Raw genomic sequence first — 25,321 nt, forward strand, 5'->3', positions numbered from 1 at the left:
TCGCTCCTCAGTGGCCATGCTCGGCGCTGGCCTTGCCCAGCTCCGACTTGAGGATGTAGGAGTTGCTGGTGGCGACCTTGTCGCCGGCCTTCAGCCCCTGCAGGATCTCGGTCCACTTGCCGTCCGACCGTCCGGTCTTCACCGACACGAGTTGGAAGCCAGTTGGTACCGCCTTGAACACCGCGCTTTGGTTGTCGATGCTCTGAATTGCCTCGGCCGGCACGGCGATGGGAACCTGCTGTTCGACGCCCAGCACGCTCACGGTGACAAAGAGCCCGGGGCGCCATGCGCCTTGCGGATTCGCCAAGGTCACGCGTGCTCGGGCCGTGCGTGTCTGTTCACCCAGAAGCGAACCAACATAGGAGATCGTGCCTTGCACCTTCTCATCAAAGGCCGACGAGGAGACGATGACCTTTTGCCCCACGCGCACGACAGCCAGGTCCTTGGGCGCGACCGCGAACTCGGCCCAGACCGAGTTGAGGTCGGAGACCGTGAAGATGCTGGCATCCTCTTTGACGGACTCGCCGCGAGACAGATGCTTCTCAACCACCGTTCCGTCGAACGGTGCTTTGACCTCCAGGCGATTGAGGCCCGTGCTGGAGCCGCTGGCTCCGATGGCTGCGAGCTTCTGTCGCGCGTTGTCGACGGCGATATTGGCCTCACGCAAAGCCGTCTGGGCTTGCAGGAAGTCCTGCTCGGCAGAGATCTTTTCCTGCCAGAGCTTCTTCTCGCGGTCATGGGTGGCCTGTGCGGCCTCCTGGCGACGCTGAGCCGTCAGCAGTTCACTGCGCTGTTCGGACAGCGAGGTGCTGGCAATCACTGCGAGCACCTGGCCGGCACGCACTTGCTGCCCCAGGTTGGCGATGACGGATTCGGCGACGCCGCCCAGGCGCGGTACGACGTGAGCAGTCTTGTCTTCGTTGAATTTGACTTCGCCGCTGAAGTCGTTGGCGGCTTGGAGCTCGCCGCTGCCGGCAACGGCGACAACAATGCCTGCCGTCTTTTGCTGCTCAGCAGAGAGCTTCACGACACGCTCTTCTTCATGGTCGCCCTTGGCTGCGCCATGACCCTTCTCTTCGCCTTCATGCGAGTCCGAGTGCTCGGCTTGCGCTGCAGCGCCGCCACTGCGGCCGCTCCACAGGACGGCACCGCCGCCGATGACACCGGCCACGACGACCGCGACCATGGTGAGTTTTTGCTTCTTGGTGATATTCATTTGGGTTGCCCTCTCAGCGGCCCGTAATACGGTCAATGGCGGCAGCAGCTTGGTAGGCGCCGGCCAGGGTGTTCAGGTAGCGGGTGCGTGCTTGCAGCAAGGAGCGTTGGGCATCGATGACTTCCAGGAAGCCAAACTTGCCGGCGTCAAAGCCCTTGCTGGCGGCCTCATAGGCCTCCTGGGCGGACGGCAGCACCGTGTCCTGCAAAGTCCTCAGCGAAGCGCTCGCAACCGTCAGCCGGTTCGAGGCCTCTTGCAGCTCGCCCAGCAGGCGCAGGCGCGTCATTTGCAACTCGTCCTTGGCCTTCTCTGCACGGCGGGAGGCCTCGAGGATGGCGCCCTGGTTGCGGTCGAAGAAGGGCAAGGGGATGGAGAAGCCGACGATGGCCTGGTTGCGTCCGGCTGAGGCGTCGCGCTTGCCACCCATGCTGAGGGTCAGGTCCGGGACCGCCTTGCTGCGCTCGATGTCGACCAGCGCTTTGCGCCGTTCGGCTTCGAGACTGCCGATGATGAGCATCGGGGAGCCTTCCAGCATCGACACCAGTTCTGCGAAGACTGGGCGACCGGGCAAGGCGTTGGCGTCGCCTTGCACTTCATCGAAGGTCGGTGCGCTGTCACCCAGCACTGTGGCCAGGCTGAATCGGAGCGTCTGCAGTTCCGACTTGGCCTCAGCCCATTCAAGCTGGGCATTGGCCTGGTCGACTTTGGCGCGGGTTTCCTCGACAGGAGAGGCCTTGCCAGCAATGACACGCTTGCCAACGGCGTCCGTAGCCCGGCCGGCAATGCCGGCGGAGCTGCCAGCGAGCTTTGCACGCTCCTGGGCGACCAGGACGTCGAAGAAGGCCGCAATGACGCGCGCCCGCACCTCGGCTCGGACGTTGTCCAGCTCGGCAGAGGCCAGGCTGGCCGCGCGCTCGGCAGCGGTGATGCGTGCCGTGCGCTTGCCTCCAAGCTCGATCGGTATATCGACCGTGACGGTCGTGGTCCGCGTGTTGTTGCGGAAGTCCTCGACCGTGGTGCTCAGTTCAGGATTGCGCCAAGTGCGGGCCTGACGCGTCGCGCCTTCGGTCGCTTCGACCTCTTTGACTGCCGCGGCAATCGCAGGGTTGCGTGAGAGGGCCTGATCGAGCGCTCGCTCAAGTGTCAGGGTGGTTTGCGCCCACAGGGGCACGGGGCTGAGCAATGCTGCCGCCAGCCCGAACGGCAATAGAAGTTTTCTCATCGAATCTCATCGGTTGGAACCTTGGGATTCGGCGAGACGGAACAAACAGAGGGAGTTCAGACGTCTCGCCGACTAGGCGAGACGGGACCACTTAGGGCGTTCAGGCGCACGCTGTGGCGCTGATGGGTGGCCAACGTCTCCGAGGTGCATTGGCACTTGTGCAAGCACCTGGATCGGCGAGACGGGATTCAAATCAGGCAGCATGCCGCCGGGGGAGGCATGGCAGAAGTTGCAGTCGGCATCGATTTGCAGCTTCAGCGCAGCCTTCTTGGCTGCGTCTTGCTTGGCAGCTTCATGGACATGGGTGTGATGCCCGAAGTGCTTGGCGGTCACGACGCTTGTCTCATGCTGGCAATAGGTCGCGGCCACTCCCCAGGCAAGCTGGAGTGGCAACAGCACAGCAAGAAAAATGGCGACGAGACGCTTCATTGGATACGGATTATCCCTAGGTCTGGGATTTTGGCAATCAAGCCCTTCGGTGACATCTGGGCAAGAAGTCGCATTTGACAATGGCTGATCGACGCCAATGCATCTGTCGCCAATACGGTGAACACTCGATGGCTAGTGGCTGTTCTGAATGCGTCGCCGTCTTCTTCGCTCCGCGCGCCCCTTCTTCCCGGGACTGTGCTCAGCAGCCTCTCTCTTGCTGCGTTGTAGCCGCGACCTTGGGTGCATAACACCGGCTAGCCATGACAGCATTGGGGAGTCCAAAGATCACCCAACTTTTGCCCATGGAACACCAAGCAGGACTGTCGTTTTCCCACTCGGCCGACTACACATACATCGACTACGCACTCAGGGCTCGCTGGGAGCCATTCGTCGCTCTAGAGCAAGAGGTGACAAACTTTGTCCCAAGGACTACGGGTGACTTCGCCGATCATCGAGTTGCTGAGTTGGCTCGGCTCAAACGGCTGAATCCAGATTCGCCGGATGAACCTCTTCTGGAAATCATCGATGGTCAGATTCGAGCGAACGCCGATCCAGCCCTTCAGACATACTTTCGATTTAATGATCGGGTAATGTCGGAGTACGTCACTGTCGCATTCCTAGCGCATGCGCTGGCTGAGGCGTCCATCAATACCATCCTTGCCATCGGATTGGCAACGTCAGATGCGGTTGATCTTTTCGCTCTGATAGAGCGCGCTGACATCAAGGAGAAGTGGGTCGCTGGTCCGAAGGCATTTCACCCACCCTATTCGTTAGCAAAGGGGGCGACTCTCTATCAAACGCTTCAGCACCTTACGCGGCAGAGAAATTCCTTTGTGCACTACAAGATCGAGCTCGAGATGAACGGGAAGAAGACGCTTGAGGGATCCCGGCTGGACAGAGTTCCGCTGCAAACGCAACTCCAATGGATTCGCCGGTTCTTTAGCCTTCCCTACGACTTGGTATCGCATGTGAGGAGTCAAATCCCTGGCTATCCTGGTCTCATGCTGTACGACCCGACCCCTGTTGAACGCTTCGCGGCACATTCAGCAACTTAGACCCACCCGCAATTGCTGGAAGGCACTTGGCCGCGACAGCCAATCGCGCGGACACGCTAAAGGCTGCCGCCATGTTTGATGGCTTGCAAAATGCTCTGGACTCGTTTGAGCCCGCCAGGCGAGGCTGCAGCCTGAATTGGCGTGCGGCTCCCAAGCATGGGATGCGTCCGTTGCAGCCATGCGCGAGCCTCATCTGCGCTCTCGAAAATGTCCTTGGCCGCAGCCTCCAGTTCATATGCAACTGGATCGGTCGCCGACCACCCCAGTATCCGATCGGCGTCATCGAGATTGGAGCTCGTGAGGCCGATTGAACCGTCGCAACGCACAAGTCGTGGTTCATGCGGTGGAAACAGCCATGCCTGATCGTCCAGAGCAACCCATGAGCTGCACGGCCCTTCGTTGCGATTCAACCATTGGAGGATTTCACGCTGTCGCTCAAAGCGCGTTGGCATTGGCTCTCCGTCCCACTGCGCCCATTCATCCCGCTTGATCTGAGGCGTCGCGCCAAGTACTCTAGATTGCAGATCACCATCGAAGAAGGAGCGGAGTTCATCTAGCGGATGGCACTCTCGCCAAGAACTTGAGATCACGACATCCACACTTGGTCGATTGCGGAGCCAGTCCTGAAACAGGTGAAGTCGACAGAAGAGCTGGTCGACGGTCGATCGAACGGGATGCAAGACGCCGTCGAAATCTAGAAACGCAATCACGATAGAACCTCAATCAGGAACTGTGGATCGAACTTCGAGTTCTCCAGATGCCCGCTGCCTCCTTGATATCCGGCCGGGTTGGCCACAACGCGGCACCCGGCCACGCGGTAGTCGAAGCTGTCGTGGACATGGCCATGCAACCACAAGTCTGTCTGTCGAAGCAGCGGCTTTAGATCGCTATAGAACCCGCCATTGATCTTGCTCCCAGCAAACCTGTGATGGATGGAAAGCGGATGGGGCGCGTGATGGGTGATGACGACCGTGGTTCCTGGCCAGGACTTTGCGAGTTCTGATTCCAGCCAGGATCGTGAAGATTGGTGATCGGCCAGTGTGGAGGCGGGCTCTAGAGGCGCGCCTGCATCGGAGCTTGAATAGAGGCTCATGAAGGGCAATGAAGGTAGCGCCCCTGTGTACATCGCCTGCTCTCTGACGCGCCACGCCCACCCTTTGGGTGGGTGACCTGTTTTACGCGCATCAAGGGGCCGCTGGCGCGCCATTCTCCTCATCAGGGATGGTAAGCCGACCATTCGCCGCAGCGCACTCGGCCACCTGGATTGCCTGCAGCGGCATTGCCATGCGAATGCTCTCTCGGTACTGTTCCGCCGGCGCGGTGTGGACCACCTCAACCACCGCGTCATAGTTCGCCCGGATGACAGCCTCGATCTCCGCTAGGTCCGCGCGGAAGAATTCCTTGCGCCCGTTGACCTTATTGATGCGGCCTGCTGCGAAGTGCGCATGGAGCTTAGCCTCAAGCTGCGGTGCGTTGTCTGAAAACACCAGAGCATGCACGTCGAATCGGAAGGGCACCGAGGCGTCACCAAGTTCGTCGACTCGGTCCATCGGCTCAAGCCGTCGGGTCATGCCAATCTTGAAGACGCCGTCACCGAACGCGCCGATGTTGGAGATGACGTAGACATAGCCTGCGCGAGCATTCTGCTCGCGGTAGTCGAGCAGCCGCTCCTCTTCATCCAGCTTGCTGTTCTGGCTGGACAGCTCATCGATGCGGGCCTGAATCTCAGCACGCTCCTTCTCATCGGCCGAAGCCTGCATTCGCACCAGGAGCTTCTGAAGCGCACCAGTGAAATGACGTCGCTCCTTCTCGATCTTCGCCCTGGCCTCCCGAATCTCACGCTCCAGCTTCTCCTGCTCACGCTGATCCTCGCGAGCCTGACGCGCTGCATCCTTCTCCTCTTGCCGCTTGACCTGGTACTCGTGGGAAAGGCGCAGCTCTTCTAGCTTGCGCTCCAGGACGATGTCCTTCCACCATGCGTCGGTCCTCCGCAAGAGCTTGTTGCAAGCTTCAAATGAACGCCGGATGCGCTCGTCCATCCGTTCGACGTTGTTGAACTTGACGTTGTCGATGCAGTATTCACTCTCGCTGTTAAAGGACCTAAGGGCGAGCTTGAGTACATCCTTGCGGAGTTGCTTCCACTCAGCCTTGGTCAAGGTGACGCCAGGCGCATCCCATGCGTCGACTGATGCACTCAGTCCTCTTGCAGTTGCCTTCTGGTCTTCTCGGATCTCTTCGAGCCGCGCCTTGTATTCAAGGCTGTTCGTGAACTGGTATTTCGGGTTGTAGAGAGCAAACTCTTCTAGTTCAATCGTGTCCTCCGCGACAAGGATCTGCTTGCGCAACTGTGCGAGCCCTTCCTGTGCCTTGGCCAGCTCCGCCTGGGCGGCTTCAACCTCGGTGCAAATACCGGCCAGACGCGACTCCTCGCCCCTGATGCGTTCCTGCACCTCCAACAGACTTAGAAGACCGATTTCTTTGGCCTTGGCCTGCAGTTCGTCGAACTGGGTCTGAAGGGTGCTGTACTCCTGCCGTGCTCGATGCTTGGCCGCTTGCAGGTCTGCCTCAAGGCGCAGTGCCTTGGCCGCGTGCTCCGGGCCCTTTAGGTAATCCATCAGCGCCACACATGTCTCCCTTCTGTTCCATCACCTGTCTGAGCAACTGTGGCTGCTCCCAAAGGCCGCCACGGATGGGCTATCGCTGGCGGCACAGGTACGCGCACTGCCGCCTGTCCATTGCGGATTCTCACTGTTTCGCATGCTCCGTGTCATAGGCGATGGGTCGTCCGACGACGAGCCAGGGAATAGACCGAACCTCGCTGAAGTTCCAGTTCGATGGACTGCGCGGCTCGCTATGCAATTCCGCTAACGGCCGGGAGTGCCAATTCCAGATGGAGGGCCAGTGGTCCGCGTACTCCTAGCGAATGTCCGGTTCCTTCAAAACTTCGGCCCTTCAATTTGATGGTTGCGGCCGGTTGTATTCGATGTTGAACTGCGGCCGCCTTGGTAAGGGCTGGTCAAGGCTGGTTGCGGACATCCTGCGCGATAGGCTATGTGTCCGCTTTCGTACAGGAAGCTGGCGTCGAAACCTGCAAACTCGGAGGCCCCTCCTGCAAGTCGCGTTGAAGCTCGCGGAGCTTTGCTTGCTCGCTCGGACCGCGCCTAAGCAAAAAGGCCGCCGGAATCAAGAACAGCGACAGCAATGGCGCGCTGACCATGCCGCCCAGCATCGGCGCCGCAATCCGGCTCATCACCTCGATGCCGGTCCCGCTGCCCCACACGATGGGCACCAGGCCGGCGAGGATCACGGCCACGGTCATTGCCTTCGGTCGCACGCGCAGCACCGCGCCTTCGCGGATCGCGTCGAGCAGCAATTCGCGCGTTGGCGTCTTGCCAATTTCGACCCGCGCTTCCAGAGCGTGCCGCAGGTAGATCAGCATCACCACACCAAACTCCGCCGAGACCCCGGCTAGCGCGATGAAGCCGACACCGGTGGCGATCGACAGGTTCATCCCCATCAGGTAGATGAACCAGATGCCGCCCGTCAGCGCGAACGGCAAGGTCGCCATGATGAGTACCGCTTCGTCCAGTCGCTTGAAGGTCAGGTACAGGAGCACGAAGATGATGAGCAAGGTGGCAGGCACGACCACCTTCAGGCGGGCATTGGCTCGTTCCAGGTATTCGAACTGGCCTGAGTACGCAACGCTGGCGCCTGGCTCCAATCGAACCGACTTGGTGACGGCCGCGCGCAGGTCATGGGCGACCGCCGCCAAGTCTCGCCCGCGTACATCGACATAGACCCAGCCCGAGGGCCGGGCGTTCTCGCTCTTCAACATCGGCGGGCCATTCGTCAAGGCCACCTCAGCCACCGTTCCAAGCGTGATCTGCTGGCCCATTGGCGTCAGGATGGGCAGTTGGACCAGCCGCTCGGGCGAGTCCCGCCACTCTCGCGGATAGCGCAGGCTGATCGGGTAGCGCGCCAAGCCCTCCACGGTCTCGCCGATGTTCTCGCCGCCGATCGCGCCTGCGACGATGGCTTGCACATCGGCTACGTTGAGGCCGTAGCGGCCTGCCGCCACGCGATCGATGCGAACGTCGACGTATCGCCCACCAGTCAACCGCTCCGCCAGGGCCGAAGACACTCCAGGCACGGTCTTGGCGACCTGCTCGATAGCAGTGGCCATGCGATCGATCTCCAGCAAATCTGAGCCCGACACCTTGACGCCGATGGGGCTCTTGACCCCGGTCGCCAGCATGTCCACGCGATTGCGGATCGGCGGAATCCATATGTTGGCCAGACCGGGAATCTTCACCGCGCGGTCCAGTTCGTCGACGAGTTTCTCTGGCGTCATTCCAGGACGCCACTGCTCACGGGCTTTTAGCTTGACCGTGGTCTCGAACATCTCCAGCGGCGCCGGATCGGTCGCAGTCTCGGCGCGGCCGGCCTTGCCAAACACCCGTTCGACTTCGGGCACCGTCCTAATCATCCGGTTGCTGAGTTGCAGAAGTTCGGTGGCGCGCTGGGCCGAAAGCCCCGGCAGTGCCGACGGCATGTAGAGCAAGTCGCCCTCATCAATGTTGGGCAGAAACTCGCCGCCGAGATGCATGAGCGGCCAGGCCGTCGTTGCCAGCACCGCCAGGGCAATGCCCAAGGTTGCCTTGGGCCAGCGCAGTACCCATTCCAGCGCCGGTCGGTAGACGGCAATCAGTGCGCGCGTGATCGGATTCTTCTGTTCGTCGGGGATGCGGCCGCGTATCCAGTAGCCCATCAACACCGGGATCAGCGTGATGGACAAGCCGGCTGCCGCCGCCATCGCATAGGTCTTGGTGAAGGCCAAGGGCCCGAACAGGCGCCCCTCTTGCGCCTCAAGCGTGAAGACGGGGATGAAGGACAGCGTAATGACCAGCAGCGAGAAGAACAGCGCGGGTCCGACTTCTACTGCAGCCTCGGTGATGACCCGCCACCGCTCCGTACCCACCAGTTGCTGGTCGGGATGAGCATGCTGCCAAGCCTCCAGCTTCTTGTGGGCGTTCTCGATCATCACGACCGCCGCATCCACCATCGCGCCGATGGCGATGGCAATGCCGCCGAGCGACATCATGTTGGCATTGATGCCCTGGTATCGCATCACGATGAAGGCCGCGAGAACGCCCAGTGGCAGCGAGATGATGGCCACCAGCGCCGAGCGCAGATGCCACAGGAACACGACACAGACCAGGGCGACGACGATGAATTCCTCGCCGAGCTTGTGCGTCAGGTTGTCCACTGCGCGCTCGATCAGCGCGCTGCGGTCGTACGTGGTCACGATCTCGACGCCCTTCGGCAGGCTCGCCTGCAACTCGACCAGCTTCTTCTTGACCGCTGCGATGGTCTCCTGGGCGTTCTTGCCTGAGCGCAGGATCACCACGCCGCCGGCCACTTCACCTTCCCCGTCCAGCTCGGCAATGCCGCGTCGCATCTCGGGACCGACCTGAACGGTGGCCACGTCGCCGACCCGTACCGCAACGCCGCCGCGGGCGGTCAGCGGGATGGCGCGGAAATCGGCCAGCGATTTCAGGTAGCCGCTGGCGCGCACCATGTACTCGGCGCCCGCAAGCTCGAGCACCGAACCGCCGGCCTCCTGATTGGCTGCCATCAGGGCGTCGCGCACCTGGACCTGGGTGACTCCGAATGCCGCCAGCTTGGTCGGATCCAACACCACCTGGTACTGCTTGACCATGCCGCCAACGCTGGCCACCTCCGCCACGTTGGGGAGGCTCTTCAGTTCGAATTTCAGGAACCAGTCCTGCAGCGATCTCAGTTGAGCCAGGTCCGTCTTGCCGCTGCGATCCACCAAAGCGTACTGGAAGATCCAGCCCACACCCGTGGCGTCAGGCCCCAACGCCGAACGGGCGGAAGCTGGCAAGCGCCCTTGCACCTGATTCAGGTACTCCAGCACGCGCGAGCGGGCCCAGTACAGATCGGTGCCGTCCTCGAACAGCACGTAGACGAACGAGTCACCGAAGAACGAGAAGCCCCGCACCGTCTTCGCGCCGGGCACCGAGAGCATGGTCGTCGCCAAGGGGTAGGTGACCTGGTTCTCGACGATCTGTGGCGCCTGCCCGGGATAGCTCGTGCGGATGATGACCTGGACATCCGACAGGTCGGGCAAGGCGTCGATGGGCGTGCTCCGCACTGCCCAGATGCCCCAGGCGAGCAGCGCCAGGGTCGTCAGCAGCACCAGAAAGCGGTTGCCGACGGACCAGCGGATGAGCCGCGCGATCATGGCCGACCTCCAGACACTGCACCCGGCTGGATAGCAACGATCACGTAGTCGTCGCCACGCTTGGTGAAGCTGAACTGGATGGCCTGGCCTGGCTTCAAGCCGGCACTCAGCCCGGGTTGCCCCAGCTTGAACCCCATCGTCATGGCCGGCCATTGCAAGGCGGGAATGGCGTCGTGGGACAAGGTCAATTCGCCCGCAGTCATTTCGGTGATCCGGCCCCTGCCGGTATAGGCGACCGCGTGCCCCTGGTGCTCCTGTGCATTGGACGCCGCAGGCTCGGCCGGCTTGGGCACAACGCCTCGCAGGCTGGCCTCGGAATCGATGAGGAACTGAGCCGAGGCGACCACCTCCTGCCCAGCTTCAAGGCCTCCGAGGACGACCAGGGCATCGTCCAGTTCGCGGCCCAATTGCACCTCGACAGGGCGGAAGCGCCCGGGGGCATCAACCACATAGGCGATGGCGCGTCGGCCCGTGCGAATCACGGCCTCGCTGGGGACCAACAGCTCGGGGCGCTTGGGCCCGTGCAGACTGGCCAGCGCGGACATGCCCGCCTTCAGACGCAGCCCAGGATTGGGCAGCTCGAGCCGCAGCTTCAAAGTTCGGGTCTCGCCGCTCGCCTCGGGCAGGACCGCTGCCACGCGCGCCTTGAACACCTGACCGCCGAAGGCGGCCAGGCGCAGCTCGACGGTCTGGCCGACGGCGATCACACCGGATTGAGCTTCCGGCACCGCCACCTCGAACCACATCGAGCTCAGGCCGTTGATGCGCGCCAGGCTCATGCCCGCCGACACCGTCATGCCTTGCCTGACCATCAGTTCGGCAATCAGGCCACCCTGCGGCGCCATGATGGTGTGCCGAGCTTGAACCTGGCCGCTGCGCTCCACCGCTGTCACAACGGCCTCCGGCATTCCGAGCAGCAGCAAGCGCTGACGGGTGGCCTCGGTGAGTGTTGCGTCACCCAGCGAACGAACCGACAGGTACTCGCGCTGGGCAGCCACCCATTCGGGAAGCAGCAACTCGACCAGCGGTGCGCCAACCGCGATCACGTCGCCCGGCGCGCGGGCATAGACCTTCTCGACAAAGCCGCCGCTGCGCGCCTGGACAATGCTGACCTCGCGCTCGTTCAGCTGCACCGTGCCCAATGCATCGACACGGGCTGCGATCTCGCGTCGTTCCACCTTGGCGGTCCGAACGCCCAAGGCCTGCACTGTCCCGCTTGCGACGCTGACCCCGATTCCCGCTGCATCTGCCTCGTCGGCGTATTTGGGCTGCAGTTGCATGTCCATGTACGGTGACTTGCCGGGCTTGTCGAACCTCTGAGCTGGTGCCATGGGGTCGTACCAGTACAGGACCTTGCGGTCGGCAGAGACAGATGCTTGAGGCTGAGCTGACGGCGTGTGGGACCACCGCGAAGCAGCCCAACCCAGTCCGGCGCCGAGAACTACCAGGCAAAGAGCCCATGAGAATTTCTTGGTGTTCATCGCTTACTCCTCGGCGAGCGAGTTCAGTCGTACGCGCAGCAGCGTCTGCTGCGATTGCAGGTCGATCAGGCGCAGGCGCAACTCCAGAAGTTGGCCGCGGGCGGCAAGCACGGCCCCCAGGTCGGACTTGCCGGACTGGTAGCTACTCATGGCCAAGGTCAGCCGCTCCCGCCCCAACGTCAGGCCTTCCGACTGCATCCGGGCGATCTGATTGCCCAGCGACTGCAGTTCTGCAAGCTGCTCATCAAGCTCCTGGCGGTGCCGACGCTCGGCTTCCTCGCGCTCGGACTCCACCCGTGCGGCCTCGCGCTGCTTGGCTGCAATGGCCGGCTGCTGGCGTCGGTCCTTTTGCCACGGCAGGTCGAAGCTGAGTTGGAACGAGACCATGTCGCCCCATTGCCGGCCGCGGCGGCTGTAGGCCACCTCCCATGCCCAGTCGCCACGCGACTCGGCCTGCGCTTCACGTAGCTCGGCTCGCGTCATGGCTTGCATGGCCGGATAAGGAGCCAACTCGGCGTGCTGGTGCAGCTTGGCACGCAGCTCGTCGGGCTCCATCTGGGGCAGTGTCACGTCACCGTCCAATGGCTCATCGGCCTGTGGGCCGATCAGGCGGCGGAGCGCGGACCTGGCCTTGTCGGCATCTCGCTGCAAGTCGTCCAACCGATCGGCCAGGGACAGCGCCTCCTGGCGGGCCATCAGGAGCTCGGCCGCTCCAGCGGCGCCACCGGCGATGCGGGATGGCAACGTCTGTTGGAGTCGCTGGTTCTCCGCGACCAAGTCTTTGAGGAGCGCACGACGTTGCTCAACGCTCCGCGCGCCAACCCATGCCAGTCCCAGGGCCTGACGCACTTGCAAGCGCTGGACGACGAGCATGGCGCGCTCGCGTGCCGCCCGAGCCTCGGCTACATCCGCTTGCGCCACCCTCTTGGCGCTGTTCGGCACTTCCTGCATCAGCCCGATGCGCTGCATGGTCATGAAATCGCGCGTCGGGCTCCAGCGATCCATGCCGCTGGTCGGCAGGTTCTCGATGCCTACGGACAGGCGGGGATCTGGCAGTGAACCGGCTGCAACTTGAAGCGCCACAGCGCCATCGACGTTGGCTTGCTGAGCCCGCAAAGCGGGGTTCTGGCGCTCGGCGAGGCTGAGAGCCTCGGTGTAGCTCAGGGCAAAGGCCGGGAAGGCAAAGAAGGCTCCCGACAGCAACAGCGCCTGGCGGATGCGCTTGGCGACCAGGCGCGGGGCGTGGTCGGACGATGGAATAGGCATGTTGATCCTCGAAATCAAGACTTGAACGAAGGTCAGCCGCGTCAATTGCGCGGCGACTGTCGTTCAGCTCAATTCCTGAGAATCAGCAGGGAGATGTAAAGCGGCGGCGCGCCCGTCGGGCGATCAAGAGTGCCAGCCGGGCCTGTGGCAAGCGACCTGGGCAAGGCCAGGGGCACCGGCTCAACCACACCAACCAGCAAGGTCAACGCGGCGGGATTGGGCTGCAAGTCAGGCACAGCAGCCGCGCCCGTGCCCTGCACGTCCTTGACGCAATGGGCCTTGCAGAGCTGTGGTTGATCCTGGTCCATCTGACCGGACATGCCCTCGCATCCCGGCATATCAGCGGCCATGGCTGATTGCTGGACATCCTTCACCAGTTGCGGGCACGCGTAGGCCGCCGTGGCCAGCTGCATGAACAGCATGGCCATCATCACGCTGGATGCGATCCAGCGACGTAGGCGCTTGGTGAAGGGCATGGCATCAAGCATAAGCCCTAGCGCAGCAGACTGTTTGTCCTAAGTCAGAACCCGGCCCAAGACTATCCCCTCGAATTTGGCTTTCGCAGCGCCGCATTGAGTTGGTCGACCACCTCGGCCCAATCGGCATCTTCGAGAAGCTCGTCCTTCAACAGGCTAGCCTGCGATGGATTCCAGAACGGGGCCTCGGCCAACGGGATGTGAGCCGCCAACGGCGCATGGTTCTGAAGAAAGGCGGCAATGCCTGCCTCGTCGGTGGGGAGCCCCAATTGCTTGAACAACTCCGAGAACTTGTGAAATGGTTTGTCCATCGTGCTTCCTCTAGCTCTGTGTCGCCCGACTGCCCGAGACGTCCGGTCGTTCGCCGAATCGATCCACGGCATCTTGCAGCATGTGGTCCACGCACCAGCGCGCGTAGGCCTGGCCGAACCAGCGACCGAGCAAGGCTGGCGCGCCGACTATTGGCAGCGAATAGTCGATCCAGATCAAGGTGCGCGTGCTTCCCTGCTCATCACGCAGCTCGAACCCCATCCGATAGCCGGCCAGCAGAATCAGCTTCGGGGTCCGAATCGTCTGCCACGTCTTTCGTAACGGCACTTGCCGATCGACCACCTGCTCATCGACTGCCAGCGAGAGGCCGAGCATGTTGCCACGCAAGTTGATGACACTGCCAATCGATTGGCCACCCGCTGCATCCAGTGCCAAGGACATCCTTCCGCCGGCCATCATCAACGAGCGCTTCGCCATATGCCCCACCAAGCGGGCGGGGTCGTCCAGGAACGCGAACACCACTTCGGGCGTCGCTGTCAGCACCCGCTCTGCCCGGTAATGCTTGTCATCAGGCATGGCCGTCATCCACGGCGCAGGCGCAGCGCATTGGTGATGACCGACGCCGAGCTGAGGCTCATGGCCAACGCGGCAATCATTGGCGACAAGAGCCATCCCGTGAACGGGTAAAGCAGCCCGGCGGCGATGGGAATGCCCAGGGCGTTGTAGACGAAGGCAAACATCAGGTTCTGCTTCATGTTGCCGACCGTGGCCTCCGACAGCGCACACGCCGTCGAGATGCCGCGAAGATCACCCTTCACGAGGGTGACTTGGGCGCTGTTCATCGCGACGTCGGTGCCCGTGCCCATCGCGATGCCAACGTCGGCCTTGGCCAGTGCCGGTGCGTCGTTGATGCCGTCGCCGGCCATCGCCACAACGCGCCCTTCGGATTGCAGGCGCGATACGAGTTCCAGCTTGTCCGCTGGCTTGACTTCCCCGTGGACCTCGTCGATCCCGAGGCGAGCGCCAACCGCCTTGGCCGTCGTCAATCCGTCACCCGTGGCCATCACGATGCGGATGCCTGCGTCCCGCAATGCGGACAGCGCCTCGGGCGTGCTGGCTTTGACTGGGTCAGCGACGGCCAGCAAGCCAAGAAGTTGGCCATCTGCCGCCAGGTACATCACGCTGGCACCTTCGGTTCGCAGGGACTCAGCTTGCGGCAGCAGCGCGCCGACTGCGACGCCATCCTGTTGCATCAGCGCCGTGTTGCCGAGCGCGAGGCGCTGGCCGCCGACCGAGCCCCGCACGCCGATGCCGGTGCTCGACTCGAAGCCCTCGGGCTTTCCGAGCGTGAGGCCTCGCTCGCGGGCTGCCTTCACGATGGCCTCAGCGAGCGGGTGCTCGCTGCCCTGATCCAGGCTGGCGGCAAGGCGCAGCACCTCATCGCCGTCGACGCCGGGCGCCGGCAGCACCCGATCAAACACCGGACGCCCTTCGGTGAGCGTCCCCGTCTTGTCGACGATCAGCGCATTCACCTTGCGCAGGTTCTCGATCGCTGCGGCGTCGCGGAACAGCACGCCGCTGGTCGCGCCTCGGCCCGTGGCCACCATAATGGACATCGGCGTGGCCAGGCCCAATGCACAGGGGCAGGCAATGATGAGGACGGCGACGGCATTGACGAGGCCGTAGACCCAGCGCGGCTCGGGTCCGAACAGACCCCAGGCCAGCAGCGTCAGCAAGGCAATGCCCACAACGGCGACGACGAAGTAGCCGGCAACCTGATCGGCCATGCGTTGCATCGGTGCCCGCGAGCGCTGTGCCTGCGCCACCATTTGGACGATCTGCGCCAGCATCGTCGCTGAGCCCACCCGCTCCGAGCGCATGACCAGTGCACCGTTGGTGTTGAGCGTGGCGCCGATCAGTTTGTCGCCCGGCTCCTTGACGACGGGGACGGGTTCGCCGGTCAGCATGGCCTCGTCCACTGCGCTGCGTCCTTCGACGACAACGCCATCCACCGGAACCTTCTCACCCGGCCGAACGCGCAGCAGATCGCCTACATGCACGTGGGTCAGTGGAACGTCGCTCTCCACGCCATGCTCGTCGATCCGGCGCGCGGTCTTGGGCGCCAGGCCCAGCAGCGACTTGATGGCCGCCGAGGTCTGCGAGCGTGCCTTCAACTCCAGGATCTGGCCCAGCAGCGTCAGCGAGATGATGACCGCTGCAGCCTCGAAGTACACCGCCACGCGGCCCATCGCCTGGAACGAGGCCGGGAACAGTTGCGGCGCGACGGTGGCGACGACGCTGTAGACAAAGGCCGCGCCCGTGCCCATGCCGATCAAGGTCCACATGTTCGGGCTGCGGTTCAACACGGACTGCAGCCCTCGCTGGAAGAACGGCCACCCCGCCCACAGCGCCACCGGCAGGGTCAACACCAGCTCGATCCAGCTCTGCGTTGCCATTTCGAACCATTGAAGCCGATGACCGACCATGGCCAGCAGCGTGACGACCATGGTCAGCGGCAGCGTCCACCAGAAGCGCCGCTGGAAGTCGACCAACTCCGGGTTCGTCTCCTCATCCAGTTCGGGTAGCAACGGCTCCAGCGTCATGCCGCATTTCGGACAAGTCCCTGGATGGTCCTGCCGCACCTCCGGATGCATGGGGCAGGTGTAGATCGTCGAATCAAGCGGCAGTGCTCTGAGCTTGGCGCCGGCTGGCGGCGTCGGCGTGTCGACCCGATCAACATGCTGTACCGGAGGCTGTGGGGCCGTGTCATGCGAGTGATGGTGCCCGTGATCGTGATGATGCTCGTGCGCTGAATGGGCGTGCGACTGGGCCATTGCTGCGGGCACCAAGGTCATGCCGCATTTCGGGCATCGCCCAGACTGCTCCTGCCGCACCTCGGGATGCATGGGGCAAATGTAAGTAGTCGGGTTCGCGGGCTGGTCGTGCTCGTGCTTCATGCTTTTCCCTGTATTGGTGCAATCCATGGACGGCTGATACGACCTCGACTGTCGACCTTGACACGATGGCAAGGTCAAGAGAATCTTCTTCCGCACGGGGCTGCCGATCAGTATCCGGGGCAAGCCGCCGCAGATCCAAGAACGCACTGGCCCAGAGTTGATGTCGATCAACGCGACCGCCAAAGCCTGTTCCTATCCTGCACCGTGAGTCGGTCGCCGACCCATCGAAATGACAACGTTCAGGAGTAGCGACATGCGCGCCTTTTCCACCATTGCCTCCCTTGCCACCTTCATGCTCGTATCCGCCGCTGCAGTGGCCCAGGACCGCCCGGCTGCTGCCGCCTCGGCGGCCCCCGCAGCCTCGATGCCCATGGATTGCGCTGGAGGGAAGATGAAGCGTCACGACCATGGCGCCGAACGAGGCATGCCCAGTGCGGCGGCCGCTCCTTGTGCGCCTTCGGCGGCATCGGCCGCGTCTGCGCCGGCCAAGGCGAAGGCCAAGCCATTGCATGACCACGCGAAGGTCCACAAGAACCAATGACGAGACAGCTGCGGCAATGCCGCGGACTGAGACCGCCCGCCGGTCGTCAAGGACCGGCGGGCGCCTTCATGCTTCGTGCGAGCGTGGCACGCAGGGCTTCGACATGTCGCCACTCGGTTCGCAGCGCACGCTCCGGAAACCGTGAAGCCAGCCAGGCATACAGCAGGTACTTGAAGAGCTTTCCGAGCCACAGCGCCAGCAGCACCTCGACGATGGGCAGTCGAGAGATACCCGCGAACATCAGCGCAGGCGTCAATGGCAGTGGCGTGCTGGCAATGGCGAACAGAGCCACTACGCCATAGGCACCCAACCATCGGGTCGCATCGCTCCATGCGGATGAGCGCACGACATCGGGATAGGCCGCGAGCAATCGCTCCCAGCCCAGGTGATGAAAGGCCAGCAGCCCCCCACCCAACGCCGCGCCGAGGCTGGCGAATAGCGCAATCGAGCGCCAGCGCCTTGGCGCTATCAAGACGGATGCCATCAGTAAGCTTGCGAACGGCACTGACATCGACAAGGTCGAGATAGCGGCGATGCCGCCAACGACGACAGGAAGTGTCTGGGTGTCCGCGCGGTCGAGAATCGAACGCAACAGACCTGATTCCAATGCGCGGCGCAGCATGGCCATTCCTTGAGAGGGACTTAGCCTGCTACGGGATCCGGCACTTCGCTCAGGTCTCGGCGGGCTTTGCGCCCAGCGCTGGAATGAACCGCGGCGTGCGGGCCGCATAGCGCCGATACGCGTCGCCGAACTGCTGCTCCATCTCGCGCTCTTCGGTGATGGCCAGGCGGCCGTACATCACCATCAGGATCGGGAACATCAGCAAGGTGAGCAGTGTCGGCCACTGCGCCAGGAAGCCGAGCAAGATCAGGACGAAGGCCACGTACTGAGGATGCCGGATGCGCGCATAGGGCCCGACGATGGCCAGGCTGTGGCGACGCTGAGCGTGATACAGCACATGCCAGGCGCTAGAAAGCAGCCAGAAGCCACCGCCCAGGAGGATGTAGCTGGCAATGTGCGGCACGCCGAAGTGCGGGTCGCCCTTCTCGCCGAGCAGCGTCGACCAGAGGTGGCCCGAGTTGTGGGAAAGCAGGTCAAGGCTGGGAAATCGTGTCTGCAGCCAGCCGGACAGCAGATAGATCGTCAGCGGGAAGCCGTACATCTCGACGAAGAGCGCAACGATGAACGCCGCAAAGGCGCTGAAACTGCGCCAGTCACGCGCCGTCTGCGGCTTGAAAAAGCTGAACGCGAACATCAGGAAGACGGCCGAGTTCAGGATGACCAGCGACCAGAGCCCGTAGGCTGGCGCGTCGTGCGTCATGGCTGCCTCCCTTCGTCGCGTTCCTCGGCGTGGTGGTGATGTCCTCCGCCATGGTGATGGCCCCGGTGCATGAAGACATGCATCAACGGGCAGGCCAGCAGGAACAGGTAGGGCAGGACGCCAAGGAGGTGGGCACGGTGCTCCTCCCAGAGAAACCAGCCAGCAATAGCCGCCAGCACGAGCCAGCCCATGCCAAAGCGCGAACGCCAGAACGGCGCGGGTCGATGGTCGTGGTCCATGTCGAACTCCGAATCAGCAAGGAAAGAATGCGGCAAGTGCGCAGCTTTCGAATTGATCCGAGTCAACAAGACGAGTGGTCGCTCGTCACCCCTGGTGAACATTCGCGTTGCTTATCCGCAGAGGCTGTCAGTGGCCGAAATGCCCCACACCGATCGCGTGCAGGATGACAAGGTGCAGGACGAAGATCGCCCCCACTATTCCGATCATCTGGGCGCGATTCAACCTGATCGTGACGACTGGATGCTCCGCCTCAGCTCGGCTGTTGTCGTTCACCGTTTGCACGGCAGGCCGATCAGCACTGCCCTGTGTGCGTCGGCCATGGTCGGTCATGCCGCGCGGCTTGTAGATGGAGAGGATGGTCGGAACCAGCAAGACCAATAGGCCACTGATTGAATGGAAATCGAGCTGGGCGCCGGCTTCATGCAGCGCACCGAGACGCAGGACCGGCTCGTTGGCCAGAGCGGCGGCGGTTGCGGCAAGCGGCATCTTGGCCAGCAAGACGGCCATCGCGAATGCGGTGAGCAGCAGCTTTGCAATGACCCAGTAGTGCCGGAAGAAGCCCCATGGAGTTCCCCACGCCATGAGAGCCCCCGTGAGCAAGGCTGCCAGTGCCAGCGGCAGGATGGCAAGTCGCGCGAGCAGGTCCATCCCGACATAGGCAGCGCGCATCAGCTGCGGTTCATGTGCCTGCAATCCGGCGACGGCCAGCACAAGAAAGCTGGCCACGGCGCCGAGCAAGCTCACCGAGGTGGCGACATGAGCAGTGAGCGCCAATCTGCGCTGTCCCTGGGTCAGGATGAATCCCATGCTCGCTGCTCCTCGTGATCTACCTCTGAAGCATAAGGCTGAGGTCGACGGGCTTGTCGGTTTTGTTCGTCCACATCCAGCAGTAGCCCTGATCGACTGGAACCGTCTAGCTTGTTTCCGGCTGCTGCGGTCGCGTCGAGCTTGAGAGAGACGCATGCTTGGTCTTGAGGACCGAGCATGCGTCTTGCGCCGATTACTTGCCTGCCTGCACCAGTTCGGTCACCACAAAGCCGGAGGCAGACTTCTCGACCACAAAGCGAACCTTGTCGCCGACCTTGACGCGATCGACCATGGCCGGATCCTTCACCTGGAACACCATGGTCATGCCGGGCATGTCGAGGTTCTTGATGTCGCCATGCTTGATGGTCAGCTTCTTGTTGTCCTTGTCGACCTTCTTGATTTCGCCATCGGTCATTTCCGTAGCCGGGGCCGACGCGCCAGCGCCATGCATCTTGCTGTGATCCATGGCTTGCGCGCTTGCGGACAGGGCCAGGGTCGAGAGGGCCGCCACCAGGGTGGCCTGAGCAATGTTCTTGACGATCTTCATGGGTTCTCCTTCAACGGTAGGTTTGAAAAACACGCGCACTGCCATCCTTGTTCAGCAGCAGCACGTCATAGGGATCCTTGCGCGAGCCGTAGGCCGGCCCATCCATGCCCGGTGAGCCAATCGGCATGGCGGGCACCGCCAAGCCGACGGCCTGCGGCCGCTCCTGCAGCAGGCGCCTGATGTCCTTCGCTGGAACATGGCCTTCGATCGCGTACCCGCCGACCAAGGCCGTGTGGCAAGAGCCGTACTTGATGTCGACGCCCATGCGCTCGCGCGCATCGGTGTTGCCGACGTCACTCACCTGCACCTGGAAGCCATGGGCCTCCAGGTGCTTGATCCAGTCCTTGCAGCAGCTGCAGCTGGGCCCTTTCCAGACCTGAATCGCCACGGCTGACTTGGTCGGCGGCGAAGTCTTGGCGCTGGCCGATCCAAGCAGCAGCCAGGCCGCGCCGCCAGCGATGAACTGACGGCGTTGAATACGGAGCAGAGGCTCAGTGCTTGTGGTCGGCATGGCCATCATCCTTGCCGTCCTTCGTCGGCTTGGCCGCGGCGACCTTGACCTTGCCGACCATGCCGGCCTGGTAGTGGCCAGCGATCAGGCAGGCGAAGTCGAACTGGCCGGCTCGGTTGAAGGTCCAGGTGATTTCACCCGCCTTGCCTGCCGGCACATGGGACATGTAGGGCTCGTCGTGCTCCATACCGGGGAACTTGAGCATCAGCGCCGCATGCTCGTCGAGCTCCTTCTTCGTCCCGAGCACGAACTCGTGCAGCATCTTGCCGTCGTTGCGGATCACGAATTTGACGGTCTCGCCTTGCTTGACCTCGATGAGATCGGGTGAGAAGCGCATCACATCGCTCATCGAGATTTCGATGGTGCGGCCGGCGTCCTTGGCCTCGGCGGCAATGCCCCAGGCCTTCTGCTCTTTCTTGACCGGGCCGGCCTTCTTGGCATGGTCCTCATTGCCATGGGCACAGGCGATGGTGCTTGCGCCCAGGAGCATCGTGATGGCGGCTTGGGCCGCGACTCGCTTGATACTGATCTTCATGTAACTTCCTTGTTCGGTTGAATTTGGCGAGCTGGGCTCAATGCCCCGAATGCCCGCTCGGCTTGCGAACGTTGACTTCGGCCGTGGCGTCCTTGCGCTGCAGCCTGGGCATGGACTGGCCGCCTTCGGCGGCGAAGCGTGCAGGCTCCGGCAGAGCACCGGTCCAGGGGAAGGCAACCTCGCCCTTGGGGTGCTGATACCAGCCCGGGTCGCTGTAGTCGCCGCGCTTCTGGTCCTTGCGGACCTTCAGGATCGAGAACATGCCGCCCATCTCGACGCCGCCGAACGGCCCCTCGCCGGTCATCATCGGCAAGGTGTTGTCGGGCAAGGGCATCGTCATCTCGCCCATGTCGGCCATGCCGCGCTCGCCCATCACCATGTAGTCGGGCACCAGCTTCGTGATCTGCTTGGCCACCTGACGGTGGTCGACGCCGATCATGGTCGGCACGTTGTGCCCCATCGCATTCATCGTGTGATGGCTCTTGTGGCAATGGAAGGCCCAGTCGCCTTCCTCGTCGGCGAGGAACTCGATCTGACGCATCTGGCCAACGGCGATGTCGGTCGTCACCTCCGGCCAACGGCCGGCCTTCGGCGTCGGCCCGCCGTCGGTGCCGGTCACCGTGAACTCGTGGCCATGCACGTGGATCGGGTGATTGGTCATGGTCAGGTTGCCGATGCGGATGCGCACCTTGTCGTTCTTGCGGACGTTCAGCGTGTCGATGCCCGGGAAGACGCGGCTGTTCCAGCACCACAGGTTGAAGTCCGTCATCGTCATGATCTTGGGCGTGGCAGCGCCGGGATCGATGTCGAACGCATTCAGCAGGAAGCAGAAATCGCGGTCGACCTCGTCGATCTGCGGGTTCTTGACCTTGGGGTGCGTCACCCAGAAGCCCATCATGCCCATCGCCATCTGCGTCATCTCGTCGGCATGCGGGTGGTACATGAAGGTACCGGGCCGGCGCGCGACGAATTCGTAGACATAGGTCTGGCCCGGCTGGATGGACTTCTGCGTCAGGCCCGACACGCCGTCCATGCCGTTGGGCAGGCGCTGGCCATGCCAGTGGATGCTGGTGTGTTCGGGCAGGCGGTTGGTGACGAAGATGCGTACGCGGTCGCCTTCGACCACCTCGATCGTCGGTCCCGGCGACTGACCGTTGTAGCCCCACAGATGGGCCTTCATGCCGGGTGCCAGCTCGCGCACGACCGGCTCGGCGACCAGGTGGAACTCCTTGACGCCCTGGTTCATGCGCCATGGCAAGGTCCAGCCGTTCAGCGTCACGACCGGGTTGTACGGGCGTCCGGTATTGGGCACCAACGGGGCCATGGTGTCCGGCTTGGTCTGCAGCACGGGCTCGGGCAAGGCTGCCATCGCCACGCGACTGACGGCGCTGGCCGACACAGCCGCGGTCAGCGCTCCGGCGCCGCGGAAGAAATTGCGTCTTGAAAACATCGTGGATGACTCCTGATTCAGTGGGCTGCAGCGCCGCCGCCGGTGCCGGCCACGGAGGCCGAGGGGCCTGCGCCGCCCAGGCTGGGCTTGCCGACAAGGGCCATGTCGAGGTCCGACTGGGCGACCCAGAAGTCGCGCAGCGCCTCAATCGATCCGTTGACGCTGGCAATCTGGGCTCGAGCGTCGGCCAGCAGTTCGAACACGCTGATGAACATGCCGTTGTAGAGCAGCACGTTCTCGTCGGAAATGCGCTTGGCCGTGGGCACGACGTCGTCGCGGAAATGCTTGGCCACGTCGTAGGCCGAGCGATAGCCCTGATAGGCCTCGCGCACCTCGGACCTGGCCTCGACCGCCGTCTTCGCAGCGCGGTGTGCGCTCTGCATGTAGACCGCTTCGGCCTTGGCGATGCGAGCATCACCCCAGTCGAACAGCGGGATCTCGATGCCGATCTCGTAACCGGTCTGGCGCGGCGCCTCGTTCGAGCTGTTGCGCTGGTAGCCCAGTTCCAGCACGTTGATGAAGCGCGTCACCTTGGAAAGGCCAAGGTTCTTGGCCGTTGCTTCCACCATCGCCTTGGCGCCCTGCACGTCGAGACGCGTGGTCATTGCGACCTGCTCGATGTCGGGGCGGTCCTGCGGATCGGCCGGAAGGTCGGGCAGGCGAGCTGGCAGGGCGAACGCGCTTTGCGATCCCCAAAGCCCCATCAACCGGGTCAGACGCTCACGGGCCGAAACCCGGGCCGACTCGGCACGGGCTGCGTTCAACACGGCCTCGGAGAAGAAGCCATGTTCGCGGGCCTGCTGCAGCTTTGTCCAGTTGCCGGCCTGTGCCAGACGCCTGGCCAGCTCGGCGCCGGCATCGGCCGTCGCTCGGACGTCGCGCATGTAGCTGGCGGTTTGCTCGGCAGCCACGGCCGCATAGAAGGCCTTGCGGGTCTCCGCGGCGAGCGACAGCATTTCCATCGCCACGCTGCGCTGGACAGCGGCAAAGCGACGGCTCTCGACCTGGCGGGCCAGCGGCAGCGCCACGAGATGGCCGAGGTCAAAGGAGAAGCCCCGCTCGATCTCGCGCTCATCGCCTCGCTTCAGCTTGGCGATGCTGAAGCCGGGATTGGGCATGCGGCTGGCCTGCACCATCTCGGCCTCGGCGATGCCAAGTTCCTGGAAGCTGGCTTGCAGCCCGCGGTTGTTCAGCAGCGCAATCTGCACCGCTGAATCGGCCGTCAGCGGCTTGGTGAGCAACTCGGCGACTCGCTGGTCGATGCCGTCCAGGTCCTGGTCCGTCGAGGCGGCCAGGAGCGTTGCGCCGAGATGGTTCTTCGCGGCATCCTGGATGGGTGTCATGCCGCCGTTGCCGCTGAGGCTGGCACAACCGGCCAGGAGCAACGGTGCAGCCAGTAGCGCAAAGCGTATTGCCGTGTTTCGGGAAGTGGTCATTTCGGCCCCTCAGTGATGCGCATGGCCGCCGGGTTTGTCGGTTGGCGGCTTGGATGGTGTCGAAGCTGCCGAAGCTGCCGGTAGCGGCACAGCGGGTGCATCGGCCTGTTTGGCTTCCTTGGCATAGGCTCGCCACCCGCCGGCCTGATGCACGGCCTGGTTGGCGTCCTTCCACGCGCCCACTTCGACTTCGGCGTTCGGTCGGTAGTCTTTGAAAGTCGATCGGTAGACCAGGGGCGGGATCTGGGCCTTGGGATTCAGGGGATCAGCGCGCCGTGTTTCGGGCGGCGCCGTCTGGGCCGACGCGCGAGGCGCCAGCCACATGGTCGTGGTCGCCAGACATAGCGCCACGCCAAAGACGATGGATTTCATGGTTTTCTCGCAAGTGAGCTGATGTGCTGCCACCGGCTTGCTGCGTCAAGGCGACGCTACCGAGGCAGGCTCAGGGAATGGGGCAAGCTGCGGCGCGTGACGCGCCGCAAAGCCCGTTCAGATGCGAGTGAGTCGGGGAGGTCGGTCGAGCCCACCCACCATGACGCGGTCGCGGGAGACTTTGATGGTGGGGACTTCGGGCAGATCAGGGGCCGAGACGGCAAAACTCACGACCGAGGTCATGATTGCCGCGGCATTGCAGCAAGAGGAGCACAGGCTGCATTTGCCGGCATGCTTTGCCTTGGCGGGCGACGCCTTGTCGGCATCACTGCTTGGCGAACCCATATCCGCCTTGGCATGAGCCGTGGCGTCGTCATGGGCCATGCTGGCATGGTCATGGTCGTGCCCCGCGTGCTCTTCCAACACGCTGCTTTGATGATTGGCGGGGCCGCACAGGAGCATGGTCTGGGCGGCGTACCCCTGAATGGGTAGCGCCACGGCCAGCAGCCATGCCAACGCGATCCGCCAAAACTTGCTCATGGTCAAAGTGTACGGGACGAAGGCGCTATGTGTGCAGGCTCCGGGCTTGATCCGCGTGTCGGTATGCGCGCAATCAACCATGGAGCCTGCGGCATGCCCTCAATGGCAGCAGCCCTGACCAGCAGAAGCGCCAGTGACGCAAGCCGCCGTCTCCGCCACCTGGACGGGCGTGTAGCCGGCTTCCTTGATCGCATCGCTCAGCTCGGCAGCATCAGCCTCGGTCGGCTCGATCTGGACGCGGTGTGTGGCCAGGTCAATCTGTACTCGGGCGCCCGCATCGACCGCTTTCAGCGCTTTGGTGATGGTGCTGACGCAATGGCCGCAGGTCATGTCTTTCACTTCAAAGGCAATCATCTTGACTCTCCAGTTGTTTGCTTGATCGC

27 protein-coding genes are annotated in these 25,321 nt (G+C 63.2%); 2 read left to right on the plus strand and 25 right to left on the minus strand.

Annotated features, from left to right (window positions below):
- Positions 1-7: 7 nt before the first annotated feature.
- The 3 genes from QT382_RS19530 to czcI all read right to left on the minus strand — a co-directional run bounded on the left by QT382_RS19530 (position 8) and on the right by czcI (position 2,867).
- Positions 8-1,216 (minus strand): efflux RND transporter periplasmic adaptor subunit, encoded by a 1,209-nt coding sequence (locus QT382_RS19530; protein ID WP_289255798.1) that lies wholly within the window; start codon positions 1,214-1,216, stop codon positions 8-10.
- A gap of 13 nt (positions 1,217-1,229) precedes the next feature.
- On the minus strand, positions 1,230-2,438 hold the full coding sequence (locus QT382_RS19535; protein ID WP_289255799.1) for a TolC family protein: 1,209 nt from the start codon (positions 2,436-2,438) through the stop codon (positions 1,230-1,232).
- Between the two features lie 72 nt (positions 2,439-2,510).
- The gene (gene czcI / locus QT382_RS19540; RefSeq protein WP_289255800.1) at positions 2,511-2,867 is read right to left on the minus strand and encodes a cation efflux protein, CzcI family; all 357 of its coding nucleotides are present in this window, start codon (positions 2,865-2,867) and stop codon (positions 2,511-2,513) included.
- Positions 2,868-3,169: 302 nt separating this feature from the next.
- On the opposite strand from czcI, the gene QT382_RS19545 reads away from it, so the two are divergent.
- Entirely contained in the window at positions 3,170-3,922 is a 753-nt protein-coding gene (locus QT382_RS19545; RefSeq protein WP_289255801.1) for a hypothetical protein, read from the plus strand.
- Between the two features lie 56 nt (positions 3,923-3,978).
- Here the strand turns inward: QT382_RS19545 and QT382_RS19550 are convergent, their stop codons facing one another.
- The 10 genes from QT382_RS19550 to QT382_RS19595 all read right to left on the minus strand — a co-directional run bounded on the left by QT382_RS19550 (position 3,979) and on the right by QT382_RS19595 (position 16,637).
- Positions 3,979-4,632, minus strand: coding sequence for an HAD domain-containing protein (locus QT382_RS19550; RefSeq protein WP_289255802.1), 654 nt, complete (start codon positions 4,630-4,632; stop codon positions 3,979-3,981).
- Positions 4,629-5,015 carry a metallophosphoesterase family protein gene (locus QT382_RS19555; RefSeq protein ID WP_289255803.1) on the minus strand — a complete coding sequence of 129 codons (387 nt, stop codon included), beginning with the start codon at positions 5,013-5,015 and terminating at the stop codon, positions 4,629-4,631. Before QT382_RS19555 ends, QT382_RS19550 begins: the two co-directional genes overlap by 4 nt.
- A 91-nt stretch (positions 5,016-5,106) precedes the next feature.
- The gene (locus QT382_RS19560; RefSeq protein WP_289256079.1) at positions 5,107-6,537 is read right to left on the minus strand and encodes an SNIPE associated domain-containing protein; all 1,431 of its coding nucleotides are present in this window, start codon (positions 6,535-6,537) and stop codon (positions 5,107-5,109) included.
- A 434-nt stretch (positions 6,538-6,971) separates the two neighbouring features.
- Positions 6,972-10,187 carry an efflux RND transporter permease subunit gene (locus QT382_RS19565; protein ID WP_289255804.1) on the minus strand — a complete coding sequence of 1,072 codons (3,216 nt, stop codon included), beginning with the start codon at positions 10,185-10,187 and terminating at the stop codon, positions 6,972-6,974.
- A complete protein-coding gene (locus QT382_RS19570; RefSeq protein ID WP_289255805.1) occupies positions 10,184-11,668 on the minus strand; it encodes an efflux RND transporter periplasmic adaptor subunit in 1,485 nt (494 codons plus the stop codon). Before QT382_RS19570 ends, QT382_RS19565 begins: the two co-directional genes overlap by 4 nt.
- Before the next feature lie 3 nt (positions 11,669-11,671).
- Positions 11,672-12,979 carry a TolC family protein gene (locus QT382_RS19575; RefSeq protein WP_289255806.1) on the minus strand — a complete coding sequence of 436 codons (1,308 nt, stop codon included), beginning with the start codon at positions 12,977-12,979 and terminating at the stop codon, positions 11,672-11,674.
- Positions 12,980-13,002: 23 nt separating this feature from the next.
- Positions 13,003-13,410 (minus strand): hypothetical protein, encoded by a 408-nt coding sequence (locus QT382_RS19580; RefSeq protein WP_289255807.1) that lies wholly within the window; start codon positions 13,408-13,410, stop codon positions 13,003-13,005.
- A gap of 62 nt (positions 13,411-13,472) precedes the next feature.
- Positions 13,473-13,721, minus strand: a complete 249-nt coding sequence (locus QT382_RS19585) for a DUF2789 domain-containing protein (protein WP_289255808.1) — start codon at positions 13,719-13,721, stop codon at positions 13,473-13,475.
- A gap of 10 nt (positions 13,722-13,731) precedes the next feature.
- The gene (locus QT382_RS19590) at positions 13,732-14,256 is read right to left on the minus strand and encodes an SRPBCC family protein (RefSeq protein ID WP_289255809.1); all 525 of its coding nucleotides are present in this window, start codon (positions 14,254-14,256) and stop codon (positions 13,732-13,734) included.
- 5 nt (positions 14,257-14,261) lie between these two features.
- On the minus strand, positions 14,262-16,637 hold the full coding sequence (locus QT382_RS19595) for a copper-transporting P-type ATPase (RefSeq protein ID WP_289255810.1): 2,376 nt from the start codon (positions 16,635-16,637) through the stop codon (positions 14,262-14,264).
- 253 nt (positions 16,638-16,890) lie between these two features.
- Between QT382_RS19595 and QT382_RS19600 the strand changes: the two genes are divergently transcribed.
- Positions 16,891-17,178 (plus strand): hypothetical protein, encoded by a 288-nt coding sequence (locus tag QT382_RS19600; RefSeq protein ID WP_289255811.1) that lies wholly within the window; start codon positions 16,891-16,893, stop codon positions 17,176-17,178.
- A gap of 46 nt (positions 17,179-17,224) precedes the next feature.
- Here the strand turns inward: QT382_RS19600 and QT382_RS19605 are convergent, their stop codons facing one another.
- From QT382_RS19605 to QT382_RS19660, 12 genes are all read right to left on the minus strand, one after another.
- Complete coding sequence (locus QT382_RS19605) at positions 17,225-17,800, minus strand: hypothetical protein (protein ID WP_289255812.1); 576 nt, start codon at positions 17,798-17,800, stop codon at positions 17,225-17,227.
- Between the two features lie 49 nt (positions 17,801-17,849).
- Positions 17,850-18,500 (minus strand): methyltransferase family protein, encoded by a 651-nt coding sequence (locus tag QT382_RS19610; protein ID WP_289255813.1) that lies wholly within the window; start codon positions 18,498-18,500, stop codon positions 17,850-17,852.
- Positions 18,497-18,739: a DUF2933 domain-containing protein gene (locus QT382_RS19615; RefSeq protein WP_289255814.1), complete on the minus strand. Its 243-nt coding sequence runs from the start codon at positions 18,737-18,739 to the stop codon at positions 18,497-18,499. Before QT382_RS19615 ends, QT382_RS19610 begins: the two co-directional genes overlap by 4 nt.
- Before the next feature lie 127 nt (positions 18,740-18,866).
- The gene (locus tag QT382_RS19620) at positions 18,867-19,547 is read right to left on the minus strand and encodes a hypothetical protein (RefSeq protein WP_289255815.1); all 681 of its coding nucleotides are present in this window, start codon (positions 19,545-19,547) and stop codon (positions 18,867-18,869) included.
- A gap of 193 nt (positions 19,548-19,740) precedes the next feature.
- Complete coding sequence (locus QT382_RS19625) at positions 19,741-20,094, minus strand: copper-binding protein (RefSeq protein WP_289255816.1); 354 nt, start codon at positions 20,092-20,094, stop codon at positions 19,741-19,743.
- Between the two features lie 10 nt (positions 20,095-20,104).
- Positions 20,105-20,605, minus strand: a complete 501-nt coding sequence (locus QT382_RS19630; RefSeq protein ID WP_289255817.1) for a DUF411 domain-containing protein — start codon at positions 20,603-20,605, stop codon at positions 20,105-20,107.
- A complete protein-coding gene (locus QT382_RS19635) occupies positions 20,586-21,140 on the minus strand; it encodes a cupredoxin domain-containing protein (protein ID WP_289255818.1) in 555 nt (184 codons plus the stop codon). Before QT382_RS19635 ends, QT382_RS19630 begins: the two co-directional genes overlap by 20 nt.
- 37 nt (positions 21,141-21,177) lie before the next feature.
- Positions 21,178-22,590: a copper oxidase gene (locus QT382_RS19640; RefSeq protein ID WP_289255819.1), complete on the minus strand. Its 1,413-nt coding sequence runs from the start codon at positions 22,588-22,590 to the stop codon at positions 21,178-21,180.
- Positions 22,591-22,607: 17 nt separating this feature from the next.
- On the minus strand, positions 22,608-24,026 hold the full coding sequence (locus tag QT382_RS19645) for a TolC family protein (RefSeq protein ID WP_289255820.1): 1,419 nt from the start codon (positions 24,024-24,026) through the stop codon (positions 22,608-22,610).
- Between the two features lie 9 nt (positions 24,027-24,035).
- Positions 24,036-24,398 carry a hypothetical protein gene (locus QT382_RS19650; protein WP_289255821.1) on the minus strand — a complete coding sequence of 121 codons (363 nt, stop codon included), beginning with the start codon at positions 24,396-24,398 and terminating at the stop codon, positions 24,036-24,038.
- A 117-nt stretch (positions 24,399-24,515) separates the two neighbouring features.
- Positions 24,516-24,938, minus strand: a complete 423-nt coding sequence (locus tag QT382_RS19655) for a hypothetical protein (RefSeq protein ID WP_289255822.1) — start codon at positions 24,936-24,938, stop codon at positions 24,516-24,518.
- Between the two features lie 99 nt (positions 24,939-25,037).
- Positions 25,038-25,292 (minus strand): heavy-metal-associated domain-containing protein, encoded by a 255-nt coding sequence (locus tag QT382_RS19660; RefSeq protein WP_289255823.1) that lies wholly within the window; start codon positions 25,290-25,292, stop codon positions 25,038-25,040.
- Positions 25,293-25,321 lie beyond the last annotated feature (29 nt).

This window comes from Pelomonas sp. SE-A7 (assembly GCF_030345705.1).
Taxonomy (GTDB): domain Bacteria; phylum Pseudomonadota; class Gammaproteobacteria; order Burkholderiales; family Burkholderiaceae_C; genus JAUASW01.

Bases quoted from the DNA above. Each gene is read 5' to 3' on its own strand.
- QT382_RS19560 (WP_289256079.1), bottom strand. From the start codon at position 6,537: ATGGATTACCTAAAGGGCCCGGAGCACGCGGCCAAGGCACTGCGCCTT.
- QT382_RS19660 (WP_289255823.1), bottom strand. From the start codon at position 25,292: ATGATTGCCTTTGAAGTGAAAGACATGACCTGCGGCCATTGCGTCAGC.
- QT382_RS19595 (WP_289255810.1), bottom strand. From the start codon at position 16,637: ATGAAGCACGAGCACGACCAGCCCGCGAACCCGACTACTTACATTTGC.
- QT382_RS19630 (WP_289255817.1), bottom strand. From the start codon at position 20,605: ATGCCGACCACAAGCACTGAGCCTCTGCTCCGTATTCAACGCCGTCAG.
- QT382_RS19640 (WP_289255819.1), bottom strand. From the start codon at position 22,590: ATGTTTTCAAGACGCAATTTCTTCCGCGGCGCCGGAGCGCTGACCGCG.
- QT382_RS19545 (WP_289255801.1), top strand. From the start codon at position 3,170: ATGGAACACCAAGCAGGACTGTCGTTTTCCCACTCGGCCGACTACACA.
- QT382_RS19625 (WP_289255816.1), bottom strand. From the start codon at position 20,094: ATGAAGATCGTCAAGAACATTGCTCAGGCCACCCTGGTGGCGGCCCTC.
- czcI (WP_289255800.1), bottom strand. From the start codon at position 2,867: ATGAAGCGTCTCGTCGCCATTTTTCTTGCTGTGCTGTTGCCACTCCAG.
- QT382_RS19535 (WP_289255799.1), bottom strand. From the start codon at position 2,438: ATGAGAAAACTTCTATTGCCGTTCGGGCTGGCGGCAGCATTGCTCAGC.
- QT382_RS19530 (WP_289255798.1), bottom strand. From the start codon at position 1,216: ATGAATATCACCAAGAAGCAAAAACTCACCATGGTCGCGGTCGTCGTG.
- QT382_RS19610 (WP_289255813.1), bottom strand. From the start codon at position 18,500: ATGACGCACGACGCGCCAGCCTACGGGCTCTGGTCGCTGGTCATCCTG.
- QT382_RS19590 (WP_289255809.1), bottom strand. From the start codon at position 14,256: ATGCCTGATGACAAGCATTACCGGGCAGAGCGGGTGCTGACAGCGACG.
- QT382_RS19620 (WP_289255815.1), bottom strand. From the start codon at position 19,547: ATGGGATTCATCCTGACCCAGGGACAGCGCAGATTGGCGCTCACTGCT.
- QT382_RS19580 (WP_289255807.1), bottom strand. From the start codon at position 13,410: ATGCCCTTCACCAAGCGCCTACGTCGCTGGATCGCATCCAGCGTGATG.
- QT382_RS19585 (WP_289255808.1), bottom strand. From the start codon at position 13,721: ATGGACAAACCATTTCACAAGTTCTCGGAGTTGTTCAAGCAATTGGGG.
- QT382_RS19605 (WP_289255812.1), bottom strand. From the start codon at position 17,800: ATGCTGCGCCGCGCATTGGAATCAGGTCTGTTGCGTTCGATTCTCGAC.
- QT382_RS19555 (WP_289255803.1), bottom strand. From the start codon at position 5,015: ATGAGCCTCTATTCAAGCTCCGATGCAGGCGCGCCTCTAGAGCCCGCC.
- QT382_RS19600 (WP_289255811.1), top strand. From the start codon at position 16,891: ATGCGCGCCTTTTCCACCATTGCCTCCCTTGCCACCTTCATGCTCGTA.
- QT382_RS19615 (WP_289255814.1), bottom strand. From the start codon at position 18,739: ATGGACCACGACCATCGACCCGCGCCGTTCTGGCGTTCGCGCTTTGGC.
- QT382_RS19655 (WP_289255822.1), bottom strand. From the start codon at position 24,938: ATGAGCAAGTTTTGGCGGATCGCGTTGGCATGGCTGCTGGCCGTGGCG.
- QT382_RS19645 (WP_289255820.1), bottom strand. From the start codon at position 24,026: ATGACCACTTCCCGAAACACGGCAATACGCTTTGCGCTACTGGCTGCA.
- QT382_RS19570 (WP_289255805.1), bottom strand. From the start codon at position 11,668: ATGAACACCAAGAAATTCTCATGGGCTCTTTGCCTGGTAGTTCTCGGC.
- QT382_RS19650 (WP_289255821.1), bottom strand. From the start codon at position 24,398: ATGAAATCCATCGTCTTTGGCGTGGCGCTATGTCTGGCGACCACGACC.
- QT382_RS19635 (WP_289255818.1), bottom strand. From the start codon at position 21,140: ATGAAGATCAGTATCAAGCGAGTCGCGGCCCAAGCCGCCATCACGATG.
- QT382_RS19565 (WP_289255804.1), bottom strand. From the start codon at position 10,187: ATGATCGCGCGGCTCATCCGCTGGTCCGTCGGCAACCGCTTTCTGGTG.